1 protein-coding gene is annotated in these 3707 nt (G+C 45.4%); it reads right to left on the reverse strand.

Features of this window, described 5'->3' with window-relative positions; genetic code table 11:
- The coding region (locus tag DW019_RS14665) for an RHS repeat domain-containing protein (RefSeq protein WP_147353047.1) at positions 1-3707 on the reverse strand (3707 nt) is incomplete at both ends.

Here is a 3707-nt window from a genome sequence, read left to right on the forward strand (position 1 = left end):
ACATCGCCATACACAAACTGTGTATCATCCTGTACTGCCACATCTCCATAGGCGTTGTAGCGGTAGGTATGTACGGTTTCTTTTCCGGTCTTTTTCTCCTTTGCTGTCCTCTCGGTCAGCCGGTTTTGGTTATCATATGTGTTTTTCAAAGTATTTCCGTTTTTATCTACGGTTTTCGTCAGGTTGCTGTTGCAGTCGTAAGTATACGTTTCCGTTCTTCCTTCCGGGTCGGTATAAGAAACCAGACGGTTTTTCGTGTCATACACATACTTTGTTTCCCGGATGGTATCGGATTTCTTTTTCCCGGTTACCAAAACGGCATACGTTTTACCGCCATAGGTAAAGGTATCCTTACCGGCATCGTCTTTGGCATTTTCAACTGCCGCTACCGTTACTGTCAAAGGACCGGTCATACCGGTAAACCGGCGCACCTTGTTGCCCTGTTCGTCATAGACGTACTGGACATACTGTGCTTTTTCATTTTCCAGACTGCTTTTAATCTGAACGAGATTTCCCTGTTTATCATAAGTATACTCGATTTCTTTGTTCTTGTCACCCTCGATTTGCTCTTTTGTTTCCACAAGGTTACCGGATTTATCATATTCGTTTACTACGGTCTGGTAACCGGCACTTCCGTCTGTCTTGTTCTGCGGAAGTTCTTCTTTGATCTTACGTCCCAAAAGGTCATAAGTGTATGCTGCCGCCACGTTCTCTTTGACACCGCGCGGACTGTATTCTTTTGTAACCTGTCCCTTACTGTCATAGACAGCTTTTGTTTTCTGTATCTGCCAGTCGGTTTCCCCTTCTTTTCGACTCTTTGTCTCGGTTTCGGTTACATTTCCATTTTCATCGTAAGTATAAGAAACCTCTGTCTCATAAGACGGAAGCCATCTGCCATCCTGATATTTTTTCTGAACCGTGTTTTCTTTGACCGTTCTGCCAAAGTCATCATTTTCATACGTGGTAACGGTTTCCGTTTTATTTTTTCCCCGAAGATAGGTAGTCGTCTGGGAAAGGTTGTTGCCTTCGGCATCCGTTACGGTTTTTGTAATTGTTTCACTTAACACCGAATCGTTAAACTGGTCGTAAAAATTTGCCGGGTCAACTTCTTCGGTATAAGAAGACGGATTGATTTCCTTTTCATAACCGGTGGTAATCGTCTGTGCCTCGTCTTCTTCGCCGGTTACTTCGGTCTCACTTTTACTGAAATGGAAGGAAGTGCAGTGGGCTTTATCCAGTTCTCCATTCATAAATTCGGCACTTCCAATCTCATTGCCGAGGTCGTCATAAAAGTTTTTGCTGCCGCTTAACAGTTCACTGCCTTTTCCGGTCATGTAAAAGTTTGCCACGGTTTCTCCGTTTTCATTGACAATAAATTTCTTTTCGTCTGGCTCAAATGTGTATGTTTTTTCTTCCAAAAGACGGGATGTTTCTTCTTTTTCTTCGTCGACATCGTCTTCTGTCTCTTCGGTTTCGCTTCCGCCGTTGCCCTCGCTGCCATACTCATAGGTGCTTTCCGTCCAGGTGCCGGCCGCCTCATCTTTGCTTATCAGCGTGTTGCCAAAGCCGTCCTGAATACTGATATTGACCTGTCCGTAAGCATCGACCGTCATGGTTTTTAAGCCGTCCGCGGAGGTATATTCCTTGTCTTTCGATTCATACGCGGTTCCCACGGCACGGATGGTTTCGGTTTCCTCGCCGGTTTCTTCATCATAGGAAGTTTTGGAGGTCTGTCCGTTTTCATCGGTGTAGGAAATCTCGTTGCCAAAAGAATCATACGTTGTCTTTTCTTCCACATAACTCCGGTTATTGGATGGATTTTTCGCAGAAGTAAGCGTGACCTTCGTCTGGGTCTGCTGGCCCAGTGTATTGAAGGTGTAGTCATTCTGAATTACTTCTTTTTCGCCGTCCGTATCGTAGGAAGGATAAACTCTGCCCCGTGTTTCGTTGCCATGTTCATCGTAGGTAAAATCCGTTTTGGTAAGTGTCCGGTATGCACCGCCGTTTACACTTTTCTGCTCGGATATGCTGGCATAATCCACACCGTTTGCCGCCATCGTGCTTACCATGCGGTTTTTGGTCTTTGCCCCGCTGTATGATTCTTGAGTAAGCACCGGGCAGACAAAAGCACCGTCCGAATCCGGATATGTTCCTGCCGGATATGTATAGTTTGTCGTGTAAAGGTGTTCTTTTCCCTGATTCTTTTTCTGATAAGCGGCATTTGCTTTTTCAGTTAAAACGTTTCGGCAGCGGTCATAGGTATACCCTTGTTTTGTCGTAACCGCTTTGCCGCTCTTTCCATACGATTTGTCGGTTTCAAGCACCACAAGAGAACCATTGCCGTTATTATCATAAGAGGTTATGGTTTCTTCTTTTTCTTTGCCATAGTGAATCTCATTGGTAAGAAGTTTATTTTCATTATATACATAAAGGCTGACGTTTTTCTTGGTATCCTTTTTAAGCCTTAAAGTATCCGGGTTGATTTTGGATTTCTTATAGGTATAATCATAATACTTTTTGTTGGTTTTATATTTATTCGGATTAAAGCTGCTGACAACCGTTACCGTGCGGAGTCCGTCATTTCCGTACTGCCAGACTTCATAAGCGGTTTTCCAGTTGCCTTTATCGTCTTTTTCCCGCTCCCTGAAATCATCATAGGAACGGAGTCCGTCGGTTCCTTTTTTCTGGAAATAGTCATACTTTGTACCGTTTGATTTCTTTCCGGTTTTATTGTCTTTTTCATACTCTCTGGTGACATAAAACTGCTCCGTCACCACGTCTCTCTTCTGTCCGGTTCCCCCTTCTTTTTCACCGCGCAGCGAGCAGGCACGGTACTCATAGTTGGTCTCGCTGCCGTTTGCCTTACATTTTGTCAGAAGATAGCTCTGGTTGGTAGAAACACGCTGGGATGCGATTCCCGCTCCGGAGGTATTCATCAGCCGTTCCACGGTCCGGTAGGTATAGGTTTCCCGGCTTCCATCGACGGTTGCCGCCGTAAGCACAAAGCCGTTTAACACATCTCCGTGATGCGGGGTATATGTTTTTTCTTCCGTTTCATAAGTAATCGTTTTCTTGGTTACGCCACCTGCCGCTTCTTTTCCCTGCACGGTAACGGTTTTCAGCACTTTGTCATCGCCCTCACCCTCGTAATGAAATACAATCTTTCGTCCGACGGAATCGGTAATGGCTGCCAGATGAATGGCATCGGTGTATGTATAGGTAATGGCATTGTCATGGGCGTCTTTTTGCAGCACAACAACACCGTCTTCGTTAAAATAGGTGCGAAGTCCGGTTTTATCACGAAGCAGGTAGGTACAGGAAATGCCATCCACGGTCTGCTTAAAATCCTCCAGTTTCAAATCTTCGTAAGAGTAGCCACTCAGTCCTTGGATTGCGTAAGTTTTTGCTGCTGTATCGGCGCTCGTTTCAATCCCAATCACACCGGCACTTCCATAGTGAAGATACGCGGGATTTTTTCCCCAGCCCTCTTCTTCTGCCAGTGTTACGGTTTCAATCCACGGAAGGTCATAGCGCCATCCGCTGGCAATCCCGTATACGTCATGCCCTTCCCGGCTGACAATCTTTGTCCGCTGGGTTTTGGTTTCAATCGCATCCTCCCCATCCTGTTCTACATTGCGGTGAGCCTCACCCACTTCATAAGAAACTAAGAGGTCTTTTAACGCTTTTTTATGTTTGGATAACAGGGC

This window comes from Clostridium sp. AF37-5 (assembly GCF_003477605.1).
In the GTDB taxonomy this organism is placed as follows: Bacteria; Bacillota; Clostridia; order Lachnospirales; family Lachnospiraceae; genus Eubacterium_F.